The organism is Pantoea sp. UBA7232 (genome assembly GCF_002473195.1).
GTDB classification, from domain to species: Bacteria; Pseudomonadota; Gammaproteobacteria; order Enterobacterales; family Enterobacteriaceae; genus Pantoea; species Pantoea eucrina.
In genome coordinates this window covers 543941-562413 of the sequence record NZ_DKTK01000006.1, presented here as the reverse complement: position 1 = coordinate 562413, position 18473 = coordinate 543941, and the positions used below count along the sequence as shown (strand labels likewise).

Genomic DNA, 18473 nt, shown 5'->3' with positions numbered 1-18473 from the left:
TTAGCTGCGAATGCCCATCAGCGCATTAAACACCGCGCTGGCGGTCTGCAATACCTGCGCATTCGCCATATAAAACTGCTGATACTTCGTCAGGTTGGCGTACTCTTCATCAAGGTTAACGCCGGAGACGGACTGCTGCCGGTTGTTCAGCTGCGTGACCACGTTTTTCTGCGTGGTGCTGGCGGTTTCCAGCGAGTTGGTTTTGTTACCTACGCTACTGACAAGGCTGGCATAAGCCTGCGCAATCGTTGCATTTCCGTTAACCAGCTTGCTGTCCTGCAGATCGAGCAGCTTCTGTGCGTTGCGGTTGTCGCTTTCGCCGCTGCCTTTCGCTGCTGCTGCTGCGATCTCTGACTCGCTGGTGATGGCAACCGACATGCCGCCAATCACGTTCTGTACCGGCTTAACCAGAAAACTGTCACCGCTCTTCGCGCTGCCGCTGACCGTCAGCTGCAGACCATCAAAATTCAGCGTGCCGTCGGCCGCCGGCGCTACGTCAAAACGCACGTTATCGGCAGCACGGGTAACGGACCAGGTGCCGCTCTCATAGCTAACGGTATAGTTGGACGCTTTCAGGGCGCTGGCGTCACTCCAGCTGGCGCTGACCGATGCCGTTGAGGTGTTTTTCAGGTTGCTGACCACATCCGGACTGCCGATAGTAAAAAACGCTTTTCCTGCATTGCCTTCGCTGTCAAAACCGCCCTGATGCACGTCGTTAAATGCGGTGGTAAACGCTGCGGCCAGCTGACCCAGCTGGTTCTGGGCGCCGTCCAGATCCTGCGTACGAAACGCCAGCAATCCACCCAGCGAGCCGGTGGTCAGCGTTTTTTCCGGGATCGCTACGTTACCGGCCTGTTTGTCGCTGTAGCCAACGGTAAGGCGCGTAGAGTCGGCGCCGGAAGGCATCGCCACCAGGCTGGTCGCATTACGACCGTTAACCAGGGTGATATTGCCTGCTGAGACGATATAGCTGCCATCCTGCTGCGCAACTTTCACGCCCACCACGTTGTTCAGACTATTGACCAGCTGATCGCGCTGATCCAGCAGATCGTTAGGCGCAGCGCCACCGCCGGTGGTGAGCTTTGCAATCTGCGTATTGAGGTCGGCAATCTGACGCGTAAAGGTATTGACCTGATCGACGCTGGCAGCGATATCGGTATTCACGCTGGTCTGCATGTTATTAAGGTATTGCGACGTGGTCTGGAACTGATTAACCAGCCCCTGGGCATAACTCAGCATCGACTGACGCGCTGACGGATCGTTGGCGTTACTGACCACGTTCTGTACGTTGGTAAAAAAGCTCTGAATCGATGTTGAGAGGCTGGTGGTAGACGTAGAGAGCAGATCGTCGATATTGGAGATCTGATTATGCTGGGTATTGACCGCGCTGTAGCTGGCGCTGGAGCCACGCAGCTGCGTCGTGATGAACTCATCATACTCACGCTGTACACCGCTGACATTCACGCCGTTGCCATAATAGCTGTTGCCCTGCAGCGTGCTGTTAGCCTGCGACAGCAGAATAGTCTGCCGCGAGTAGCCCGCCACTGTATAGTTACTGATGTTGTTACTGGTGGTGCTTAATGCGGCCTGTGCGGCGCTCAGCCCGCTCATTGCGGAGTTAATTATACTGGACATCTCGGTTCCTTTCTTTCCCGTTAACCGGGCTGGCAGTCATCAGTGCAGTTGTGCGGACGGCAGGCGCCCGCAACATATGAAGGTTATCGGCGTGCTTAAGGGAAACTTGAGGCTAAGACGTCAGAACAGATCGGTGATATCCTGGCCGTAAGCTTTTACGACTTTTTCGCCCATGTTTTTGAATTGCTGAATCATTCCCACCAGTTTTTGCGCATATTTCGGATCGGTAGCGTAACCCGCCGCCTGCAGCGCGCGCGCGCCCTGTTCAGCACTCGGCGCGCTGGTGACCGCCGCATAGCGCGGATTTTTCGACAGCAGGCGCACATAGTCGGTCAGCGCCTCCAGGTAGGAGCCATAGACGCGGAAGCTGGCGCGCACTTTCTTCGCCTCACCCGCCTCATACTCGGTGGTCATGATATCCGTGGTTTCGCCTTTCCAGTCGCCGCTCGCCTTGATACCAAACACGTTATAGCTCGGCTTGCCGTCGCGGGTCAGGATCTGACGTTGACCCCAGCCCGACTCCAGCGCCGCCTGCGCCAGAATCAGGTGGTGCGGTATACCGCTCTGCTGGCTGGCGAGTTTCGCCGGCTGCGCCAGCTGGGCGATAAACTCACTGCTGTCAGAAGGCAGGTTCGCAGGCGTTACCGGCAGACGCGGTACCGCTTTGCGCACAATCTGTTCCAGCTGCATTGGCACGCTGTTGCTGCTGCTGTAGATAAAGCTGTTATCCAGCTTCATCGGTAGCGTGCCGGCCCGCTCATCCGGTGCCTGCGCGGGCTGCATCTGTTTGACAATCGTGTCAGCCAGACCCAGTCCGCGTTTGCCTATATCCTGCGCAATCTGCTGATCGTAGAGCGAGGTGTAGAGTCGCGTCTGGTCGTTGCTCAGCGCGCCATCCTGCGGCAGCGCGTCGCGCATGCTTTTCAGCATCATCTGCACAAACATGCCCTCTACCTGTTTCGCCACCTGCAGCGCTTTTCCTTTGGGATCGGCAGCGGCCTGGCGTTTCAGCTCGTTCAGCGAGCGGCTGTCATACGCCGCATTGTTCAGCGATTGCATATCGGTCATCAGATGATTTCCAGCTTCGCGCGCAGACAGCCTGCGCTCTCCATCGATTGCAGAATCGACATCAGCTCTATCGGCGTTGCACCCAGCGCATTCAGGGCACGCACCACATTGTTCAGATTTGCGCTGGCGTTGACGCGCTGCAGTGCGCCACCGCTCTGCCGCAGATCGATCTGCGTCTGCGTTGTCGCCACCGTCTGCCCGCCGGCCAGCGGCGTATCAGGCTGACTGACGTTCTGCTGCTGATTCACCGTCACCGACAGATTCCCCTGCGCCACTGCACAGGTGTTCAGCGTAACCTCCCGGTTCATCACCACTGTGCCGGTGCGTGAGTTGACGATCACTTTGGCATCTTCCAGCGGCACAGAGACATCGATGTTCTGGATCTCCGCCAGCGCCCGCACCTGAGAGCTGTTGTTGGGTGAGACGCGGATCTGCACGGTGCGCGCATCCAGCGGCAGTGCCGACCCGACGCCGCGGCTGTTGATGGCATCCGCAATGCGCTGCGCCATGGTGAAATCTTCATTATTCAGCTGCAGGTTAATGGTGTTCTGGCTGCCAAAGTTGCTCTGCAGCTCGCGTTCAACGGTGGCACCGCCGGTAATACGGCCGCCGTTAAGCTGGTTAACCTGTACGCTGCTGCCGCCGGCCGACGCGCCCGCGCCGCCAACCAGAATATTTCCCTGCGCCAGCGCATACACCTGATTATCCACCCCTTTCATCGGCGTCATCAGCAGCGTACCGCCGCGCAGGCTTTTGGCGTTACCCAGCGAAGAGACCACGACGTCCAGCGTCTGTCCCTGACGGGCAAACGAAGGCAGCTTCGCTGTCACCATTACTGCCGCCACGTTTTTCAGCTGCATATTGGTGCCAGCCGGCACGGTGATCCCCAGCTGGGAGAGCATGTTGCTGACCGTCTGGGTGGTGAACGGTGTCTGGGTGGTCTGATCTCCGGTACCGTCCAGTCCCACCACCAGCCCATAGCCAATCAGCTGGTTTTCGCGCACGCCCTGGATGCTGGTCAAATCGCGAATGCGATCTGCCTGCGCCATCAGACTGCTGACAGCGAGCAGTAAACCGAGACCCGCGCGCAGCAAAATACTTTTTTTCATCATGACCTCTTACATCGGCGAGATGTTCAGGAAGAAGCGCTGGAACCAGCCCATAGTCTGCGCCTCATTGATATAACCGTTACCTACATACTCAATGCGCGCATCGGCCACCTGAGTAGAGAGCACGGCGTTGCTGGCACTGATGGTGCGCGGATTGACCACGCCAGAGAAACGAATAAATTCGGTGCCCTGATTAATCTCAATCTGTTTCTCACCCACGACGCGCAGGTTGCCGTTAGAGAGCACCTGATTCACGGTCACGGTGATGGTACCGGTAAAGGTGTTGTTGGCGGTGGCGCCCCCTTTACCTGCAAAATCATTTTTGCCGCCGGCGCTCAGTGCGGCTTTCTCACCGCCTGCGCCCAGCAGGCCTTCCAGCCCGGTCGGCACGCCGGTTACGCCAAAGCTGTTGCTGCCATTGCGGTTAGCGCTGGCGGAGGAGCTTTTGCTCGCGCTGACGTTCTCCTGCAGCGTGATGGTCAGCGTGTCACCAATATTGCGTGGACGACGATCCTCAAACAGCGGCTGGTAGCCGTAGTTCAGCGGCGCAACGCCCTGAAAAATAGAGCCGTTCACCACCGGTGGCGCAGACGGCGTAGGTTCTGCCGTGGTTACCCCTTGTACCAGTGGCGTGCGCGGCACCAGCGCACAACCGTTGAGCGTCAGTAGCAGCGTCGCTACTAACCAATGACCAGGCTTGAGAATCGCTTGCTTCGCCACGGAGTTCTGACCTTCTGTATGTTCTTAATCGGGCCAGCGGAGTGGCCCAACGATCCCGGCCTTAAAGCTGGGTGAGTTTCTGCAGCATCTGATCGGAGGTACTGATCGCCTTGCTGTTAATTTCATACGCGCGCTGCGTCTGGATCATGGTCACCAGCTCTTCCGCCACGTTGACGTTTGAGGTTTCCACATATCCCTGATAGAGCAGGCCTGCGCCGTTCTGACCAGGCGTGCTCTCAGTAGGCGCGCCGGACGCCTGCGTCTCCTGATAGAGGTTCTCGCCGACGCTGTCGAGACCGGCATCGTTCATAAAGGTGCTCAGCGTGAGCTGGCCCACCTGTGCGGGCTGCGCCTGCCCCTGCTGCGTCACCGTAACCACACCGTCGCGGGCAATCGTGATGCTGGTGGCGTTTGCCGGGATCGTGATACCCGGCTGTACCGGGAACCCGGCGTTGGTCACCAGCTGACCATTCTGATCCACCTGGAAAGAGCCATCACGCGTATAGGCAGAGGTGCCATCCGGCATCTGCACCTGAAAATAACCCTGTCCGTTTACCGCCACATCTTTTGAGTTGCTGGTCTGCGACAGGTTGCCCTGGTTATGCAGACGCTCAGTGGTAACCGGGCGTACACCGGTACCGATCTGCAGACCAGACGGCAGCGTAGTCTGCTCAGAGGATTGCGCACCAGGCTGACGCAGCGTCTGATACATCAGATCTTCGAAGACCGCGCGCGAACGCTTAAAGCCGTTGGTGCTGACGTTTGCCAGGTTGTTGGCAATGACGTCCATATTGGTTTGCTGTGCGTCAAGACCGGTTTTCGCGATCCATAAAGAACGAATCATTCTGTTTTCCTTACGCCTTAGCTGCTCATATTGAGCAGCTGATTAGCGCGCTGTTCGTTTTCATCAACGTTTGAGATCACTTTCATCTGCATCTCAAACCGTCGGGCGTTGGCGATCATATCGACCATGGTTTCAACCGGCTTGACGTTGCTGCCTTCCAGCACGCCCGGCATCACCTGCACCGTCGCGTCGTTAGCCAGCGCAGCACCGCGCTGCGCCTGGGTCGCCGCGCTGGGGCGAAACATGCCGTCGTCACCGCGCGTCAGCTCCTGCCCGGTGGCGCGCACCAGCTTGAGCCGGCCGAGCTGAACCGTGGCGTTAGGCGCATCGCCCGCATTGAGTGCGGTGATCGAGCCATCTGCCGCGATGGTGAGCTGGGCACCCTGCGGCACCGCAATCGGTCCGCCGTCACCCATGACGGGATTGCCCTGAATGGTCAGCTGACCGGTGGGACTGATCTGCATATTCCCGTTACGGGTATAGGCTTCACTGCCATCCGCGGTGCGTACGGCCAGCCAGCCATCCTGCTGTACCGCTACATCCAGCGGACGCTCGGTGTAGTCGAGCGAACCCTGCGTCATATCGGCACCCGGCGTTGAGGCGGCTACCAGCGTGCGCGTTGGCAGAGACCAGCCGCTGACCGGCACCGCGCGCAGCGCATTCAGCTGCGCCCGGAAGCCCGGTGTCGAAGCATTGGCGAGGTTGCTGGCGGTAACAGACTGCTGCTCCATCGTCTGACTGGCCGCGCCCATCGCGGTATATATTGCGTGATCCATAAAGCAATCCCGTTAGCGTATTAACGAAGGTTAACCAGGGTGTTAAGGATCTGATCCTGGGTTTTAATGGTCTGGCTATTCGCCTGGTAGTTACGCTGTGCCACGATCATATTCACCAGCTCTTTACTCAGATCGACGTTGGAGGCTTCCAGCGCACCAGAGGTCAGGCTGCCGTAGGTGCCGGTACCGGCCAGACCGATAGCCGCCTGCCCGGATGAGCTGGAGGCGGACCAGACGTTATCCCCTTCTGACTTCAGCCCTTCCGGGTTAGAGAAGCTCGCCAGCACGATCTGACCCAGCAGCTGGGTTTTACGGTTGGAGTAAGTCCCGCTGATGGTGCCGTCATCGTTAATGGTGTAACCGGTGAGGTCGCCAGGCGCATAGCCATCCTGCGTCGGGTTACCAAAGTTAGTCGCGCCGGTGTTCTGCTGCAGGCTGCCCAGCACGCTCAGTGCAATCGGCTGGCCCGCTGCGGCGCCGTTAGAGCCGTCAATGGTCAGGCCGATGGTGTTAGCGGAGGTCAGCTTGCCGCTGGTGTCAAAGGTCATCGTAAAGTTACCGGCGGTTTTACCGGTGGTAGAGTCGATCGCGTGCACCGCCCAGGTATTATCCGCGCTCTTGGCGTAGTAGAGATCCAGCGCGTGATCGTTACCCTGCGAGTCATACACGGTCACGGTGCTTTTCGCGTTATAGCTGTCCACTTTGCTGGTATCAAACGGCGTGACGGTCGGGATCGCATCGGTTGAGTTCAGGTTAGACACCAGCGTCGCGCTGCTGGTGGCGCGCGCTGACATCTGCGTGGTGGGAATGCTCAGCGCAATCGGGTTCGCACCGTTCTGGATGGTTGGCGGGGTGCCGTTTGCCGGATAGCCGGTCACTTTCATCCCCTGGGTGTTCACCAGGTTACGGTTCTCATCCAGCGTAAACTGACCGTTGCGTGAATAGAACACGCCGCCGCTGGCGTCGGTCATACGGAAGAAGCCGTTACCGCTCAGCGCCACATCCAGCCCGCGGCTGGTTGAGGTGGTGGTGCCGTCATTGAAGTTCTGGATCACCGCCGCCACTTTGGTTCCCATACCGACGTTAGAGCCTGCGAACATATCGGCAAAGGCGATGGTGCTCGACTTAAAGCCCGCCGTGGCGGAGTTGGCGATGTTGTTACCAATGACATCAAGGTTGCTGGAAGCAGCACCCAGGCCGCTCACCGCTTGTGAAAAAGACATGTAATCTCTCCTGCTAAGGGGTTAGTCAGAGAATCTGACGAATTTCATCGAGGGTCGCGGAGCCCATGGTGCCGAGATCCAGTTTCGCGGTGTTGTTCACGGTGCTGACGCCATTGACATAGGCGTAGTTCAGCGGCTGTGCCACCAGCTGTGTGCTGCCATTGCTGGCGGCGAGTGCTACAGAATATTTGCCATCCGGCGCGACGCTGCCGTCATCGAGCTTGCCATCCCAGGAGAAGGTGTGTACCCCTGCGGTCAGGCCGCCCAGATCGATGTTACGCACCACGTTGCCGTTGGCATCTTTGATGGTCACGCCGGTGCCGGTTGACGCCGTGCCCAGCTCCACACCAAACGGCGTCGTGGTGCCTTTACCGACCAGCACCTGATCGCCTTTGACCATCACGCCATGTCCAATCAGCGTTGAGCTCTGCAGTGACTGGCTGGTGCTGATCTGGCCGGAAATCGATCCCAGCGTGGTGTTCAGCTTCTCAATCCCGCTCAGGGTGTTGATCTGCGCCAGCTGCGTGGTGAGCTGGCTGTTATCCATCGGATTGGTCGGATCCTGGTTCTGCATCTGCGTCACCAGCATGTTCAGAAACTGGTTCTGCAGCTCCTGTGCGCTGTTACCGGTGCCGGCCGAGCCGGAACTCAGGATCGTCGGGTCGAGATTGTCTTTAATGCCTACGGTTAAGCTCATCGTATCTCTCCGTTACTGCCCGATGGTGAGCGTTTTCATCATCATCGACTTCACTGTGTTCAGGACTTCGACGTTGGCCTGATAGCTGCGCGACGCAGACATGGTGTTGACCGTTTCAGCGACCACATCCACATTGGGCATTTTGACGTAGCCTTTCTGATCGGCCATCGGATTGCCTGGGTCATAGACCAGTTTTGCGGGCGTGGGATCGTTGACCACGCCCGCCACTTTGACGCCGCCGGTGGCCGCGCCCTGGGCGGCATTGGTCTGGAAAATCACCTGCTTCGCCACGTAGGGCTGTCCATCCGGTCCGGTTACGCTGTCGGCGTTGGCCAGGTTACTGGCGCTGACGTTAAGCCGCTGCGACTGCGCGGTCATCGCCGAGCCGGCGATATCAAATATATTCAGCAATGCCATGCTTATTGCCCCTGCAGTACGCTCATCATGCCTTTAATCTGGCTGCTGATGAGGGTGAGATCGGTTTGATACTTCAGGCTGTTATCGGCGAACTGCGTACGCTCGCGATCCATATCGACCGTGTTGCCATCTGCAGCGGGCTGGTCGGGAATGCGATACAGCAGATCCATCGCGGGCTGCGCCTGCGTTTGTGCTTCAATATGGCGCGATGAGGTCACATTCAGCGCCAGACCGCTGCCCTGCGCGCGGCCGTTCTGCATCACTTTGTTCAGCTGGCTGGCAAAGTCGATATCGCGCGCCTGATACCCGGGGGTATCCGCATTAGCGATATTTGACGCCAGAATCTCCTGACGCTGTGCACGCAGGTTTAACGCTTCGGTACCGAATCGCAGTGCGGCATCGAGTTTGTCGAGCATGCTTCCTCCGCGAATGAAAATTTTGAGCTGACAGCTTAATCGGGGGATTGCAAGGGCGATCGTCTGAATAACAGCAAAAACCACGGCTATTTTTACCCTTGATTTTTTTTTGCAGCGGGTAGACTCATCAGCAACTTTCAGTGGGAGGCGTTATGCGCAGAGCAACACAAGGGCTGTTTCTGGCGGTACTGCTGCTGGCGCTGCCAGGCTATGCGGCCGATCTGAACGCGCAGCTGACATCCTATTTTAAAGCGCGCGATCCGCAGCACGCCGCTGGCATGGTGGTTATTGTTCGTACCCCATCCGCACAGTGGCCCGCCTGTGAGACGCCGCAGCTGCAGCTGCCCGGTAACAGCCGTCAGTGGGGTAATCTGAGCATCGCCGCCAGCTGCGGACAAAATCGCCGCTATCTGCAGGTGCAGGTGCAGGTGACCGGTGACTATCTGGTCGCGAATCACCAGCTCACGCGCGGCACTGCCGTCAGCGCGGCTGATTTCAGAACGGAAACGGGCCGGCTCGATACGCTGCCGGCTCGCGCGCTGGTTGACGGCACGCATCTCGCAGAGGCGATTGCCCTGCGGGATATACCGCCCGGGCAGCCGGTTACGGCTTCGATGCTGCGCCAGCCGTGGCGGGTTAAAACCGGTCAGTCGGTGATGGTCACGGCGAGCGGCGACGGCTTTAATGCCAGCAGCGAAGGCCGCGCGCTGAGCAATGCCGGCGTCGCGCAGACGGTGCGGGTACGTATGGGAAATGGTCAGGTGGTAAGCGGTCGCGTCGGCGAGGATGGGAATATTCTGATATCACTCTAAAGCGCTAAAGAACAGAGGTGTTCAGCCGATAGAGATAACAGCTAAAATATAACCCTATGCCGATTCAGTGGGCGCATTCCACTGTACTTACAGGAGCCAAGCCATGAACGTCGACAAAACCGAACCGTCAAAACCGGTCAGCACGGTACAACCCCGTGACGCCAGCGACAACGCAGGCAGAATCCGTCAGAACTCCGCGCCGGCCGCCCCTGCCGCCAGCGAAAAGAGTGCCGAAGTCAGTCTGAGCTCAAGTCAGGCACAGCTGCTGGAGCCCAGCAGTCGCGATATTAATACCGCTCGCGTTGAGCAGTTAAAAACCGCCATCCGCAATGGCGATCTGAAAATGGATACCGGCAAAATTGCGGATGCATTAATTGCCGATACCCGGAAATATTTAGAAGGCTACTGATCCCGATGGATAATCTGCTGACCACCCTGGATAAAATGCAGGATGTACTGGCTTCACTGACTCAAATCATTGAGGAAGAGCAGCAGCAGCTCGCAGCCGGTCAGGTTAACGGCAACCTGCTGCAGCGCATTACTGAAGATAAAGCCGCGCTGCTGACAACCTTAAATTATCTGGATGAGATGCGCCATAATACGGAGAAAACGCTCGGTACAGAGGCGCCCTATCGCGGTCAGCAGGATATCGCCCGGCGCTGGGCCACTATCGCGCGCGTCACGCAGCAGCTGCGCGACGCCAATCAGCATAACGGACTGCTACTGCAGCATCAGGTCGCGTTTACCCGCGATGCGCTGCAGGTGCTGAAGCCGCATCAGACCCAGGCCTTTTATGGCCCGGACGGACGCGGACTGGGTCAGGCCATGCTGCGCAGCAAAGGCTGAGGCCTCAGCCGCGACCAGGGCAGCCGGGCTGCCCTGGCAATGCGCACTCAGGCAACGGTGCGGCGGGCAAAATCGCGCGGCCGGAACCCGAGCGCGCCAAGCACCACAAAATAGGCTCCCCCGCCGACGGCACAGACCGCCGCCAGGCGCACCAGCCGCCAGGCCATCTCGCCCTCTTCCCAAGCAGGCATCACCTGCAGCATCCCCAGCAGCGCGGCGGCCATGACCGCAACCGCGATAAACAGGCGTAATAAGAAACCCATCCAGCCTGGCTGTGGCTGAAAAATATCCTGTTTGCGCAGCTGCCAGTAGAGCAGCGCGGCGTTGAGGCAGGCCGCCAGCCCAATCGACAGCGACAGCCCCGCATGTTTCAGCGGACCGATAAACGCCAGATTCATCAGCTGCGTCATAATCAGCGTCACTATCGCTATCTTCACCGGCGTTTTAATATCCTGCCGCGAGTAAAATCCTGGCGCCAGCACCTTGACCACAATCAGCCCCATCAGGCCGACGGAATAGGCGATCAGCGCGCGCTGCGTCATTGCCGCATCAAACGCGGTAAATTTCCCGTACTGAAACAGCGCCACCGTCAGCGGTCCGGCCAGAATGCCCAGCGCCACCGCGCAGGGCAGCGCCAGCAGAAAACAGAGGCGTAATCCCCAGTCCATCAGCCGCGAATACTCAGCCTGGTTGCCGCTGGAGAAGCTCTTCGCCAGCGACGGCAGCAGAATGGTCCCCAGCGCCACGCCCAGCACGCCAGAGGGAAACTCCATCAGGCGGTCAGCGTAGTACATCCAGGAGACGGAACCTGACACCAGAAAGGAGGCGAAAATGGTATTGATGATAAGGGAAATCTGGCTGACCGATACGCCGAGGATCGCCGGTCCCATCTGGCGCATCACGCGCCAGACGCCGGCATCGCGCAGATTAATGCGCGGCAGCACCAGCATACCAATCTTCTTCAGGTGCGGCAGCTGGTAGCCAAGCTGCAGCACGCCGCCTACCACCACCGCCCACGCCAGCGCCATAATTGGCGGATTAAAGTGCGGTGCGGCAAATAGCGCAAAGCCGAGCATGCTGATATTCAGCAGCGTGGGCGCAAACGCCGGAACCGAAAAGCGATTCCAGGTGTTGAGGATCGCCCCCGCCAGCGACGCCAGCGAGATCAGCATAATATAGGGGAACGTCACCCGCAGCAGCGCGCTGGTGAGGGCAAATTTATCGGCGGTATCCGCAAAGCCAGGGGCCGTGATCATAATCACCCAGGGCGCGGCGAGCATGCCCAGTACCGTCACCACAGCCAGCGCCAGCGTCAGCAGGCCTGACACATACGCCACAAAGACCTGCGTCGCCTCTTCACCCTGCTTCGCTTTGTACTCCGCCAGAATCGGGACAAACGCCTGCGAGAACGCGCCCTCGGCAAAAATCCGGCGCAGCAGGTTGGGCAGCTTAAACGCTACAAAAAACGCATCCGTCGCCATTCCGGCGCCAAATACGCGCGCCACAATGGCATCGCGGGCAAAGCCCAGCACGCGGGAAAACAGGGTCATCGAACTGACCGCAGCCAGCGATTTTAGCAAATTCATAATGAAGGGTGCGTCCTGAAAAAGTCGGGAAAAAGCGCCATGCAGCACGGGCATCCGCGATGCCCGGCGTTAGTCTACTGAGGTCGCGGCAAATGACCAGTACCGAGTGTTACAAGGCGTTATTCCCGCTCCACCTCGCGGATCAGTTTTTCTGTCAGACGCTGCGCCACCAGCGCCTGCTCGCCGCTGGTTTCAGGCATAGTCTGATTTTCCACGCAGCGGATAAAGTGATGCGCCGCGCCGGTAAAACCGCGCTGCGTCAGATGGCTTTGCCACGCAGGCGGCACCTCACGCAGCAGCCCGCGGCTGTTCTCCTGCTGCCAGTCGCGCATCTCCTCAATCTGGTAGTAGTCTCCGTCGCAGACCGCGGTGACCACCTCCCGCTGCGTGCCGGCGCGCCGGTGCATACTGGTAGAGACCTGAAGCCCGCCGGCGCTGAAATGGTGCTCTGCGTAGAGCAGTGCGCCTTCATCTGTGGTCCGGATATGGCCATCACCCGGCTGCAGTTTGCCCCCCGCCAGCCACAGGGCGGTATCCACCACGTGCAGATAATCATCCAGCAGCGTAAAGCGCAGCCCCTGCGGACCCACGCTGTCCATGCGATGCTTTTCAATCCGCAGCGAGGCGGCGCGCGGCATTTCCTGCTTCAGCTGCTGATAGCGCGGGGCAAAGCGCCGGTTAAACGCCACCATGAGTTTGCGCTGCCGTTTTTCCGCCAGCGCGACCAGCGCTTCAGCCTGCTGCAGCGTCTCTGCCAGCGGCTTATCCACGCAGACATCTTTGCCCGCCAGCAGCAGGGCCTGAACCACTTCAAAATGTGAGGCGGTGCTGCTGTGCACGAACACGGCGTCGCAGGCGGCGGCCAGGGCGTCAAGCCGGTCAAAACAGGGAATACGATAGCGGGCGCATACCGCCTCCGCCTTAACCTGATTGGGTGAAAACGCCCCCACCAGCTGCCAGCTTTCTGCCTGCGAGAGCACCGGCAGCCAGGCTTTCTGCGCAATCCCGCCTAAACCGGCAATACCAATTCGCAGCGTCATCTTAATGCTCCTGTGCCAGCAGCTGAGTCAGCTGCATCTGCAGTTCAGCCACCTGCTGCTCCAGCGCGGCAACCCGATCGCTAAGCTCCGCTTCACCGGCGGCGGGAGACGGCGAGCAGGTCGTCTCCTCTGCGGCCAGCAGGTGCCGGTAGCGGCTTTCGCGGCGGCCCGGCTCACGCGCCATTTTTGCCACCAGCGGTCCCTCCTGCCGGCTCATCAGCCCCTCCAGCGTCTGTTCGGTCTCACTGACATCGCTGAACTCATACAGCCTGCCGCTGCGGGTACGCAGCTCGCCTGGCGTTTGCGCCCCGCGCAGCAGCAGCAGGGTCATCACCGCGACTTCGGCGGCGCTGAGCTGCAGCTGACCAAACGCAGAGTTACAGAAGCGCTGCGCATATTTGCTGACTCGCTGGCTGGCGCCGCTGCTGGCGGTGACCAGGTGCTTTTTAACCAGCTCATCCAGCTGCGCCTGCACCTCCTCTTCGCTGAGCGTCATAACCGGCTCGCGGTTCGATTTCTGATTACAGGCGGCTACCACACCGTTCAGCGACAGAGGGTAATATTCAGGCGTAGCGATCTGCTTTTCCAGCAGCGCACCCAGCACGCGTAGCGCCTGGGAAGAGAGCGCGATTTTCATGGATCCGTTTCCTTTTAAAATTGAGTGCGCTTATCCGGCGTCCACGCGTGCCAGGTCAGCGCCGTCAGTACGTGATCCTGCCAGCAGCCATCAATAAGCAGATAGTTTTTTGCATAGCCTTCCTGCTCGAAGCCGAGCCGTGCCAGCAGATCGCCGCTGCGCTGATTGTGCGGCATATAGTTAGCCATAATGCGGTGCATGCGCTGCTGTCGCTGCATATAGCGAATAGCCGACTGCAGCGCTTCAAACATCATGCCCTGCCCCTGCCACTTTTCGCCCAGCGAATAGCCGAGATAGCAGGCGTGAAAGGAGCCACGCAGCACGTTGCTGAAATTTGCCACGCCGCGGATCTCATGTTCATCGGGGTCCATCAGCACAAAATAGAAAGCTGAGCCCTGCTTATGCAGATCGCCAATCAGGCCGAGCCGCGCCTGCCAGCCGGAGGGATAGCAGTGGCTGTCATCGCGCACCGGCTCCCACGGTTTGAGGAACGCGCGGTTTTCTGCGTAATAGTCTGCCAGCCGCCAGGCGTCGCGTTCATGCACCAGACGCACCACCAGACGATCGGTCGTAAGCCGCACGCGCGGGCCTGCAGAGCGATAGCCAAACATCGAATCTCCTGAAATCCTTAGCGAAAGAGAGCGGAACGCCGCTGGCGTTTTCTTCACTATAACCGCCCCACAGGCTGCGACACAACGTTGCTGAACAGGGGCAGGGTTTGCCCCTTCCACGGTTCTCTTCCATACTTCCGGCAGGATCGGAAAAAGGGTGAATCCCTCACCCGGAAAACCACAGGAGAAACGGGATGAAACTTTACATCTACGATCACTGCCCCTTCTGCGTCAAAGCGCGCATGATTTTTGGCTTAAAGAATCTGCCGGTAGAACTGGTGGTTATGCTCAATGATGACGAGGCGACGCCGGTAAAATTAATCGGCCAGAAAATGGCGCCGGTATTGCAAAAAGCGGACGGCAGCGCCATGCCGGAGAGCATGGATATTGTGCATTGGGTAGACAAACAGGATGGCGAACCGCTGCTGACCGGCAGAACCAATCCCGCTATCGCCGACTGGCTGCGCCACGTCAACGGCTATATCAATAAGCTTTTAATCCCGCGTATCGCCGATGCTGCTTTTGCTGAATTTGCCACCCCGGAAGCGCGACGCTATTTTCACGATAAAAAAGAGGCGAGCCTCGGTGATTTCACCGAGCTGCGTAAACATGCGCCTGGCCTGATCAAGAAGATCAGTGACGATCTGCGCCAGCTGGATCGGCTGATTGTGAAGCCTAACGCCGTTAACGGCGAGCTGTCCGAGGATGATATCAACCTCTTCCCGCTGCTGCGCTCACTGACGCTGGTGTCCGGCATCGACTGGCCAAGCCGCGTCACCGATTACCGCGATAACATGGCGAAACAGACGCAGGTTAATCTGCTCTCTTCTATCGCCGCCTGAATGTTAAACCGGGAGGAACCCGTTCGCGGGTTTCTCATCTTATCTGATGACACCTTGCGCCGATTCAGGCAGGCTTAGCGCTGTTTGCCACACCGGAACGAGGATGCAATGAAAAAGAAATTTTATGGGATCGCGGCGCTGTTCGGCATGCTGCTGCTCAGCGGCTGTAATCAGTTGACGCAATACACCATCGCGGAACAGGAAGTGAACCAGGCGCTGCAAAAGCGCAACAATTTTGAAAAAGAGATCGGCGTATCCGGCCTTATCAATGCGCATATCGTACTCAGCGATCTCAGCAGTGAAATCGGACGTGAAGAACCTGACCGCGTCACCCTCTCCGGTAAAGCGAAAATTGATGTCACCTCACTGTTTGGTCCGCAGCAGGCTGAGATGCTGCTGAAAATGAAGGCACAGCCGGTTTATAACGCGCAGGAAGGCGCTATCTATCTGCACAACCTGTCGATTGTTGATGCGCAGGTCGTACCGGAAAAAATGGCGTCGATTGTGAAAACGCTGACCCCCTATCTCAATCAGTCCCTGCAGCACTATTTCAATGAACGGCCCGCCTACCTGCTGAGCGCTGACCGCAGTAAAGGCGAAGCGCTGGCGAAAAAGCTGGCGAAAGGACTGGAAGTCAAACCGGGTCAGCTGGTGATCCCTTTCACCGACTGATACCGTCCCGTGCGGCCAGCGTTTATCTGGCCGCACGGGTCATCGCTTTCCGGCGATAAAAAGCCGTGCAAACGGTTGCCTGCCCGCTTAAGATATCGCCCCGGCCTGAATACGCCATTCTGTTTTCACTTAAGCCGGAGCCTGACCATGACCTCTCAACCTCAGCACATCACCATTCGCCGCCCTGATGACTGGCATATCCACCTGCGCGACGGCGTGATGCTTGAAAGCGTACTGCCCTATACCAGCGCCGTGAATGGCCGGGCGATTGTCATGCCAAATCTGGTGCCGCCGGTCACCAGCGTGGCGGCGGCCCGTGAGTATCGCGCGCGCATTCTTGCCGCCCTGCCCGCTGCGCACAATTTTACGCCGCTGATGACCTGCTATCTGACCGATTCACTCGAACCCGATGAGATTGAAGCGGGGTTTCGCGCGGGCGTATTCACCGCTGCCAAGCTCTATCCGGCACACGCTACCACTAACTCAAGCCACGGCGTAACAAACACCTCGGCGATTGCTGCGGTGCTGGATCGCATGCAGCAGATTGGTATGCCGATGCTGGTGCATGGTGAAGTCACTGATTCCCACATTGATATTTTTGATCGCGAAGCGCGCTTTATTGAGACCGTACTGCATCCGCTGCGCCAGCAGTTTCCCGGCCTGAAAGTAGTCATGGAGCACATCACCACAAAAGAGGCCGCTGACTATGTGGCTGAGGGCAATGCGCTGCTGGGCGCAACCATTACGCCGCAGCATCTGATGTTTAACCGTAACCATATGCTGGTGGGCGGGATCCGTCCTCATCTTTATTGCCTGCCTGTTCTGAAGCGCAACACACATCAGCAGGCGCTGCGTCAGCTGGTAGCCAGCGGCCATCCGCGCGTTTTCCTTGGCACCGATACTGCGCCCCACCTGCGGCATGCCAAAGAAGCAAGCTGCGGCTGTGCGGGCGTCTTCAACGCGCCGACCTCTCTGCCTGCCTACCTTACCGTGTTTGAAGAGCTTAACGCCCTGCAGCACTTTGAAGCGTTCTGCTCAGAAAACGGTCCGAATTTTTACGGCCTGCCGCTTAACGAGGGAACGCTGACGCTGGTCCGCGAACCCTGGCAGGTGGCTGAAAGCGTCACCGCAGGCGACGATACGCTGGTGCCGTTTCTTGCCGGCGAAACGCTGAACTGGCGCATTAAAGAATAAGCGATAACTGCTTGCCTTCGGCATTAATATACTGTACAAATAACCAGTATATTAAACCGGAGGCGTCTATGCGTATCGATATTACCGTAGCGAAAAACCGCCCGCTGCCCGCAGGTGCACTCGATGCGCTTAGCGCGGAGCTTTCCCGTCGTATTGCACACGATTTTCCTGAAGGCGAGCACCACGTTAATGTGCGCTATGCCACCGGGAATCAGCTGAGCGTGACCGGCGGCTGTAAAACTTCACGCGACCGCATTACCGATCTCCTGCAGGAAACCTGGGAAAGCGCCGACGACTGGTTTACTCACGATTAACCGCCAATGTGCCGTTTTTGCCGGGTTTCGCCCCGGCTTTTTTTGTTTCATTTCCCCTCGCCAGAAAAACAGCCGCCATCTAGACTCAGGTTTATCGATCCCCTATTCTTGCCTCGCCATGCTTACAGGAGGTGTTTGACCGATGATCACAGATAAACCCGAAGAGGCGATGACCTTTGGTGAACTGCTGGCGCTCATTGCCGAGCAGCAGCGCCGTTTAACCGTCCTTGAAACTGCCTTTACCAGTCTGACGCTTTCGCTCGATGCGCCCGCAGTCCAGCTGCTTGCCCATAACCTGACGCAGGAAGCGCAGAACCAGCAGCACGATGCCTCGCTGCAGCAGCAATTTTTCCGCCTGGCGAAGACGCTCCGGCAGCGCACAGATCCGCTCTCTGCTGAAGCGCAGCCCTGATATTCCGCGACTGAGTCCGGCATGTTCCGCTGAAGTTTCTGTCGCTTTCGCCGATAAAACAGGTAATGTTGCCGGGCTGGTTACGTCTGTAGCAGGAAACCAGCCCGTTATCTTCCGGCGCTTTTACAGCATTTTCTGGTGCATTTCGCAGTCATATAGCCGCATTTCATTACTATTGACCTGTCTGACCGCTATTTCATGTTATAATTAGCTCGCTAGTGCATGTAGCAGCCGCATTGAACCTCAAGAAGCACTTCGTTTAACGAGTAATAAGGAGGTTATAATGGACAGTAATAAAGACGTCATCCAGACTCATCCCCTGATTGGATGGGACATCAGCACCGTTGACAGCTATGACGCTATGATGATACGCCTGCACTCGCTCTCCTCGCAGGATCAAAAAGAAGAAGAAGCTGACGTCGGTTTGACCTACTGGTTAACCACTGACGTTGCCAGACAGTTTATCTCCATACTGGAAGCTGGCATTGCTAAAATAGAATCTACTGAGCAAAACCTGCGCGATAGTCGCAAGCACTGACCGTTCCTGTTGCGCGAAAAAGGCACCCATAGGGTGCCTTTTTCATATCGCTCCCGCTTTTGGT

General features: G+C 58.1%; 23 protein-coding genes. 9 read left to right on the top strand and 14 right to left on the bottom strand.

From position 1 onward, the window contains the following. The 10 genes from flgK to flgB form a co-directional block, all read right to left on the bottom strand. Complete coding sequence (gene flgK / locus B4056_RS06040) at positions 1-1635, bottom strand: flagellar hook-associated protein FlgK (protein WP_039383813.1); 1635 nt, start codon at positions 1633-1635, stop codon at positions 1-3. A 120-nt stretch (positions 1636-1755) separates the two neighbouring features. Continuing rightward, the gene (gene flgJ, locus B4056_RS06035; RefSeq protein ID WP_071668730.1) at positions 1756-2703 is read right to left on the bottom strand and encodes a flagellar assembly peptidoglycan hydrolase FlgJ; all 948 of its coding nucleotides are present in this window, start codon (positions 2701-2703) and stop codon (positions 1756-1758) included. After that, a complete protein-coding gene (locus tag B4056_RS06030) occupies positions 2703-3752 on the bottom strand; it encodes a flagellar basal body P-ring protein FlgI (protein ID WP_233207422.1) in 1050 nt (349 codons plus the stop codon). Before B4056_RS06030 ends, flgJ begins: the two co-directional genes overlap by 1 nt. Positions 3753-3821: 69 nt before the next feature. After that, positions 3822-4532 (bottom strand): flagellar basal body L-ring protein FlgH, encoded by a 711-nt coding sequence (locus B4056_RS06025; RefSeq protein WP_039383804.1) that lies wholly within the window; start codon positions 4530-4532, stop codon positions 3822-3824. 61 nt (positions 4533-4593) lie between these two features. Next, positions 4594-5376 (bottom strand): flagellar basal-body rod protein FlgG, encoded by a 783-nt coding sequence (flgG, locus tag B4056_RS06020; RefSeq protein ID WP_039383803.1) that lies wholly within the window; start codon positions 5374-5376, stop codon positions 4594-4596. 17 nt (positions 5377-5393) lie between these two features. Next, positions 5394-6152, bottom strand: a complete 759-nt coding sequence (locus tag B4056_RS06015) for a flagellar basal body rod protein FlgF (RefSeq protein ID WP_039383802.1) — start codon at positions 6150-6152, stop codon at positions 5394-5396. A gap of 20 nt (positions 6153-6172) precedes the next feature. Beyond that, the gene (gene flgE / locus B4056_RS06010; protein WP_039383799.1) at positions 6173-7375 is read right to left on the bottom strand and encodes a flagellar hook protein FlgE; all 1203 of its coding nucleotides are present in this window, start codon (positions 7373-7375) and stop codon (positions 6173-6175) included. A 25-nt stretch (positions 7376-7400) separates the two neighbouring features. Continuing rightward, entirely contained in the window at positions 7401-8072 is a 672-nt protein-coding gene (gene flgD, locus B4056_RS06005) for a flagellar hook assembly protein FlgD (protein ID WP_071668728.1), read from the bottom strand. Positions 8073-8084: 12 nt separating this feature from the next. Next, positions 8085-8489 carry a flagellar basal body rod protein FlgC gene (flgC, locus tag B4056_RS06000; RefSeq protein WP_039383794.1) on the bottom strand — a complete coding sequence of 135 codons (405 nt, stop codon included), beginning with the start codon at positions 8487-8489 and terminating at the stop codon, positions 8085-8087. A gap of 2 nt (positions 8490-8491) precedes the next feature. Continuing rightward, complete coding sequence (flgB, locus tag B4056_RS05995; protein WP_039383791.1) at positions 8492-8905, bottom strand: flagellar basal body rod protein FlgB; 414 nt, start codon at positions 8903-8905, stop codon at positions 8492-8494. Between the two features lie 152 nt (positions 8906-9057). Between flgB and flgA the strand changes: the two genes are divergently transcribed. From flgA to flgN, 3 genes are all read left to right on the top strand, one after another. Next, entirely contained in the window at positions 9058-9717 is a 660-nt protein-coding gene (gene flgA, locus B4056_RS05990) for a flagellar basal body P-ring formation chaperone FlgA (protein WP_094111371.1), read from the top strand. 103 nt (positions 9718-9820) lie between these two features. After that, the gene (gene flgM / locus B4056_RS05985) at positions 9821-10126 is read left to right on the top strand and encodes a flagellar biosynthesis anti-sigma factor FlgM (protein ID WP_039383785.1); all 306 of its coding nucleotides are present in this window, start codon (positions 9821-9823) and stop codon (positions 10124-10126) included. Between the two features lie 5 nt (positions 10127-10131). After that, a complete protein-coding gene (flgN, locus tag B4056_RS05980; protein ID WP_288654111.1) occupies positions 10132-10563 on the top strand; it encodes a flagellar export chaperone FlgN in 432 nt (143 codons plus the stop codon). A gap of 47 nt (positions 10564-10610) precedes the next feature. On the opposite strand, the gene murJ is transcribed toward flgN, so the two are convergent. The 4 genes from murJ to rimJ all read right to left on the bottom strand — a co-directional run bounded on the left by murJ (position 10611) and on the right by rimJ (position 14437). Beyond that, positions 10611-12149, bottom strand: coding sequence for a murein biosynthesis integral membrane protein MurJ (murJ, locus tag B4056_RS05975; RefSeq protein WP_039385797.1), 1539 nt, complete (start codon positions 12147-12149; stop codon positions 10611-10613). A gap of 119 nt (positions 12150-12268) precedes the next feature. Further along, positions 12269-13189: a Gfo/Idh/MocA family protein gene (locus tag B4056_RS05970; protein ID WP_094111369.1), complete on the bottom strand. Its 921-nt coding sequence runs from the start codon at positions 13187-13189 to the stop codon at positions 12269-12271. A 1-nt stretch (position 13190) separates the two neighbouring features. Next, a complete protein-coding gene (locus B4056_RS05965; RefSeq protein ID WP_094111368.1) occupies positions 13191-13826 on the bottom strand; it encodes a YceH family protein in 636 nt (211 codons plus the stop codon). Between the two features lie 14 nt (positions 13827-13840). Further along, a complete protein-coding gene (gene rimJ / locus B4056_RS05960; RefSeq protein WP_039383776.1) occupies positions 13841-14437 on the bottom strand; it encodes a ribosomal protein S5-alanine N-acetyltransferase in 597 nt (198 codons plus the stop codon). Positions 14438-14631: 194 nt separating this feature from the next. On the opposite strand from rimJ, the gene grxB reads away from it, so the two are divergent. The 6 genes from grxB to bssS all read left to right on the top strand — a co-directional run bounded on the left by grxB (position 14632) and on the right by bssS (position 18409). Beyond that, entirely contained in the window at positions 14632-15279 is a 648-nt protein-coding gene (gene grxB, locus B4056_RS05955) for a glutaredoxin 2 (RefSeq protein WP_039383774.1), read from the top strand. 108 nt (positions 15280-15387) lie between these two features. Beyond that, entirely contained in the window at positions 15388-15951 is a 564-nt protein-coding gene (locus B4056_RS05950; protein WP_288654104.1) for a lipoprotein, read from the top strand. 147 nt (positions 15952-16098) lie between these two features. Continuing rightward, positions 16099-17145 carry a dihydroorotase gene (gene pyrC, locus B4056_RS05945; protein WP_039383769.1) on the top strand — a complete coding sequence of 349 codons (1047 nt, stop codon included), beginning with the start codon at positions 16099-16101 and terminating at the stop codon, positions 17143-17145. 68 nt (positions 17146-17213) lie between these two features. Then, positions 17214-17459: a DNA damage-inducible protein I gene (gene dinI, locus B4056_RS05940; protein ID WP_039383767.1), complete on the top strand. Its 246-nt coding sequence runs from the start codon at positions 17214-17216 to the stop codon at positions 17457-17459. 142 nt (positions 17460-17601) lie between these two features. After that, the gene (locus B4056_RS05935) at positions 17602-17871 is read left to right on the top strand and encodes a hypothetical protein (RefSeq protein WP_094111367.1); all 270 of its coding nucleotides are present in this window, start codon (positions 17602-17604) and stop codon (positions 17869-17871) included. A gap of 283 nt (positions 17872-18154) precedes the next feature. Continuing rightward, entirely contained in the window at positions 18155-18409 is a 255-nt protein-coding gene (gene bssS / locus B4056_RS05930; RefSeq protein WP_039383762.1) for a biofilm formation regulator BssS, read from the top strand. The last annotated feature ends 64 nt before the right edge of the window (positions 18410-18473 follow it).

Bases quoted from the DNA above. Each gene is read 5' to 3' on its own strand.
- flgK (WP_039383813.1), bottom strand. From the start codon at position 1,635: ATGTCCAGTATAATTAACTCCGCAATGAGCGGGCTGAGCGCCGCACAG.
- flgJ (WP_071668730.1), bottom strand. From the start codon at position 2,703: ATGACCGATATGCAATCGCTGAACAATGCGGCGTATGACAGCCGCTCG.
- B4056_RS06030 (WP_233207422.1), bottom strand. From the start codon at position 3,752: ATGGCGCAGGCAGATCGCATTCGCGATTTGACCAGCATCCAGGGCGTG.
- flgG (WP_039383803.1), bottom strand. From the start codon at position 5,376: ATGATTCGTTCTTTATGGATCGCGAAAACCGGTCTTGACGCACAGCAA.
- B4056_RS06015 (WP_039383802.1), bottom strand. From the start codon at position 6,152: ATGGATCACGCAATATATACCGCGATGGGCGCGGCCAGTCAGACGATG.
- flgE (WP_039383799.1), bottom strand. From the start codon at position 7,375: ATGTCTTTTTCACAAGCGGTGAGCGGCCTGGGTGCTGCTTCCAGCAAC.
- flgD (WP_071668728.1), bottom strand. From the start codon at position 8,072: ATGAGCTTAACCGTAGGCATTAAAGACAATCTCGACCCGACGATCCTG.
- flgC (WP_039383794.1), bottom strand. From the start codon at position 8,489: ATGGCATTGCTGAATATATTTGATATCGCCGGCTCGGCGATGACCGCG.
- flgB (WP_039383791.1), bottom strand. From the start codon at position 8,905: ATGCTCGACAAACTCGATGCCGCACTGCGATTCGGTACCGAAGCGTTA.
- flgA (WP_094111371.1), top strand. From the start codon at position 9,058: ATGCGCAGAGCAACACAAGGGCTGTTTCTGGCGGTACTGCTGCTGGCG.
- flgM (WP_039383785.1), top strand. From the start codon at position 9,821: ATGAACGTCGACAAAACCGAACCGTCAAAACCGGTCAGCACGGTACAA.
- flgN (WP_288654111.1), top strand. From the start codon at position 10,132: ATGGATAATCTGCTGACCACCCTGGATAAAATGCAGGATGTACTGGCT.
- murJ (WP_039385797.1), bottom strand. From the start codon at position 12,149: ATGAATTTGCTAAAATCGCTGGCTGCGGTCAGTTCGATGACCCTGTTT.
- B4056_RS05970 (WP_094111369.1), bottom strand. From the start codon at position 13,189: ATGACGCTGCGAATTGGTATTGCCGGTTTAGGCGGGATTGCGCAGAAA.
- B4056_RS05965 (WP_094111368.1), bottom strand. From the start codon at position 13,826: ATGAAAATCGCGCTCTCTTCCCAGGCGCTACGCGTGCTGGGTGCGCTG.
- rimJ (WP_039383776.1), bottom strand. From the start codon at position 14,437: ATGTTTGGCTATCGCTCTGCAGGCCCGCGCGTGCGGCTTACGACCGAT.
- grxB (WP_039383774.1), top strand. From the start codon at position 14,632: ATGAAACTTTACATCTACGATCACTGCCCCTTCTGCGTCAAAGCGCGC.
- B4056_RS05950 (WP_288654104.1), top strand. From the start codon at position 15,388: ATGAAAAAGAAATTTTATGGGATCGCGGCGCTGTTCGGCATGCTGCTG.
- pyrC (WP_039383769.1), top strand. From the start codon at position 16,099: ATGACCTCTCAACCTCAGCACATCACCATTCGCCGCCCTGATGACTGG.
- dinI (WP_039383767.1), top strand. From the start codon at position 17,214: ATGCGTATCGATATTACCGTAGCGAAAAACCGCCCGCTGCCCGCAGGT.
- B4056_RS05935 (WP_094111367.1), top strand. From the start codon at position 17,602: ATGATCACAGATAAACCCGAAGAGGCGATGACCTTTGGTGAACTGCTG.
- bssS (WP_039383762.1), top strand. From the start codon at position 18,155: ATGGACAGTAATAAAGACGTCATCCAGACTCATCCCCTGATTGGATGG.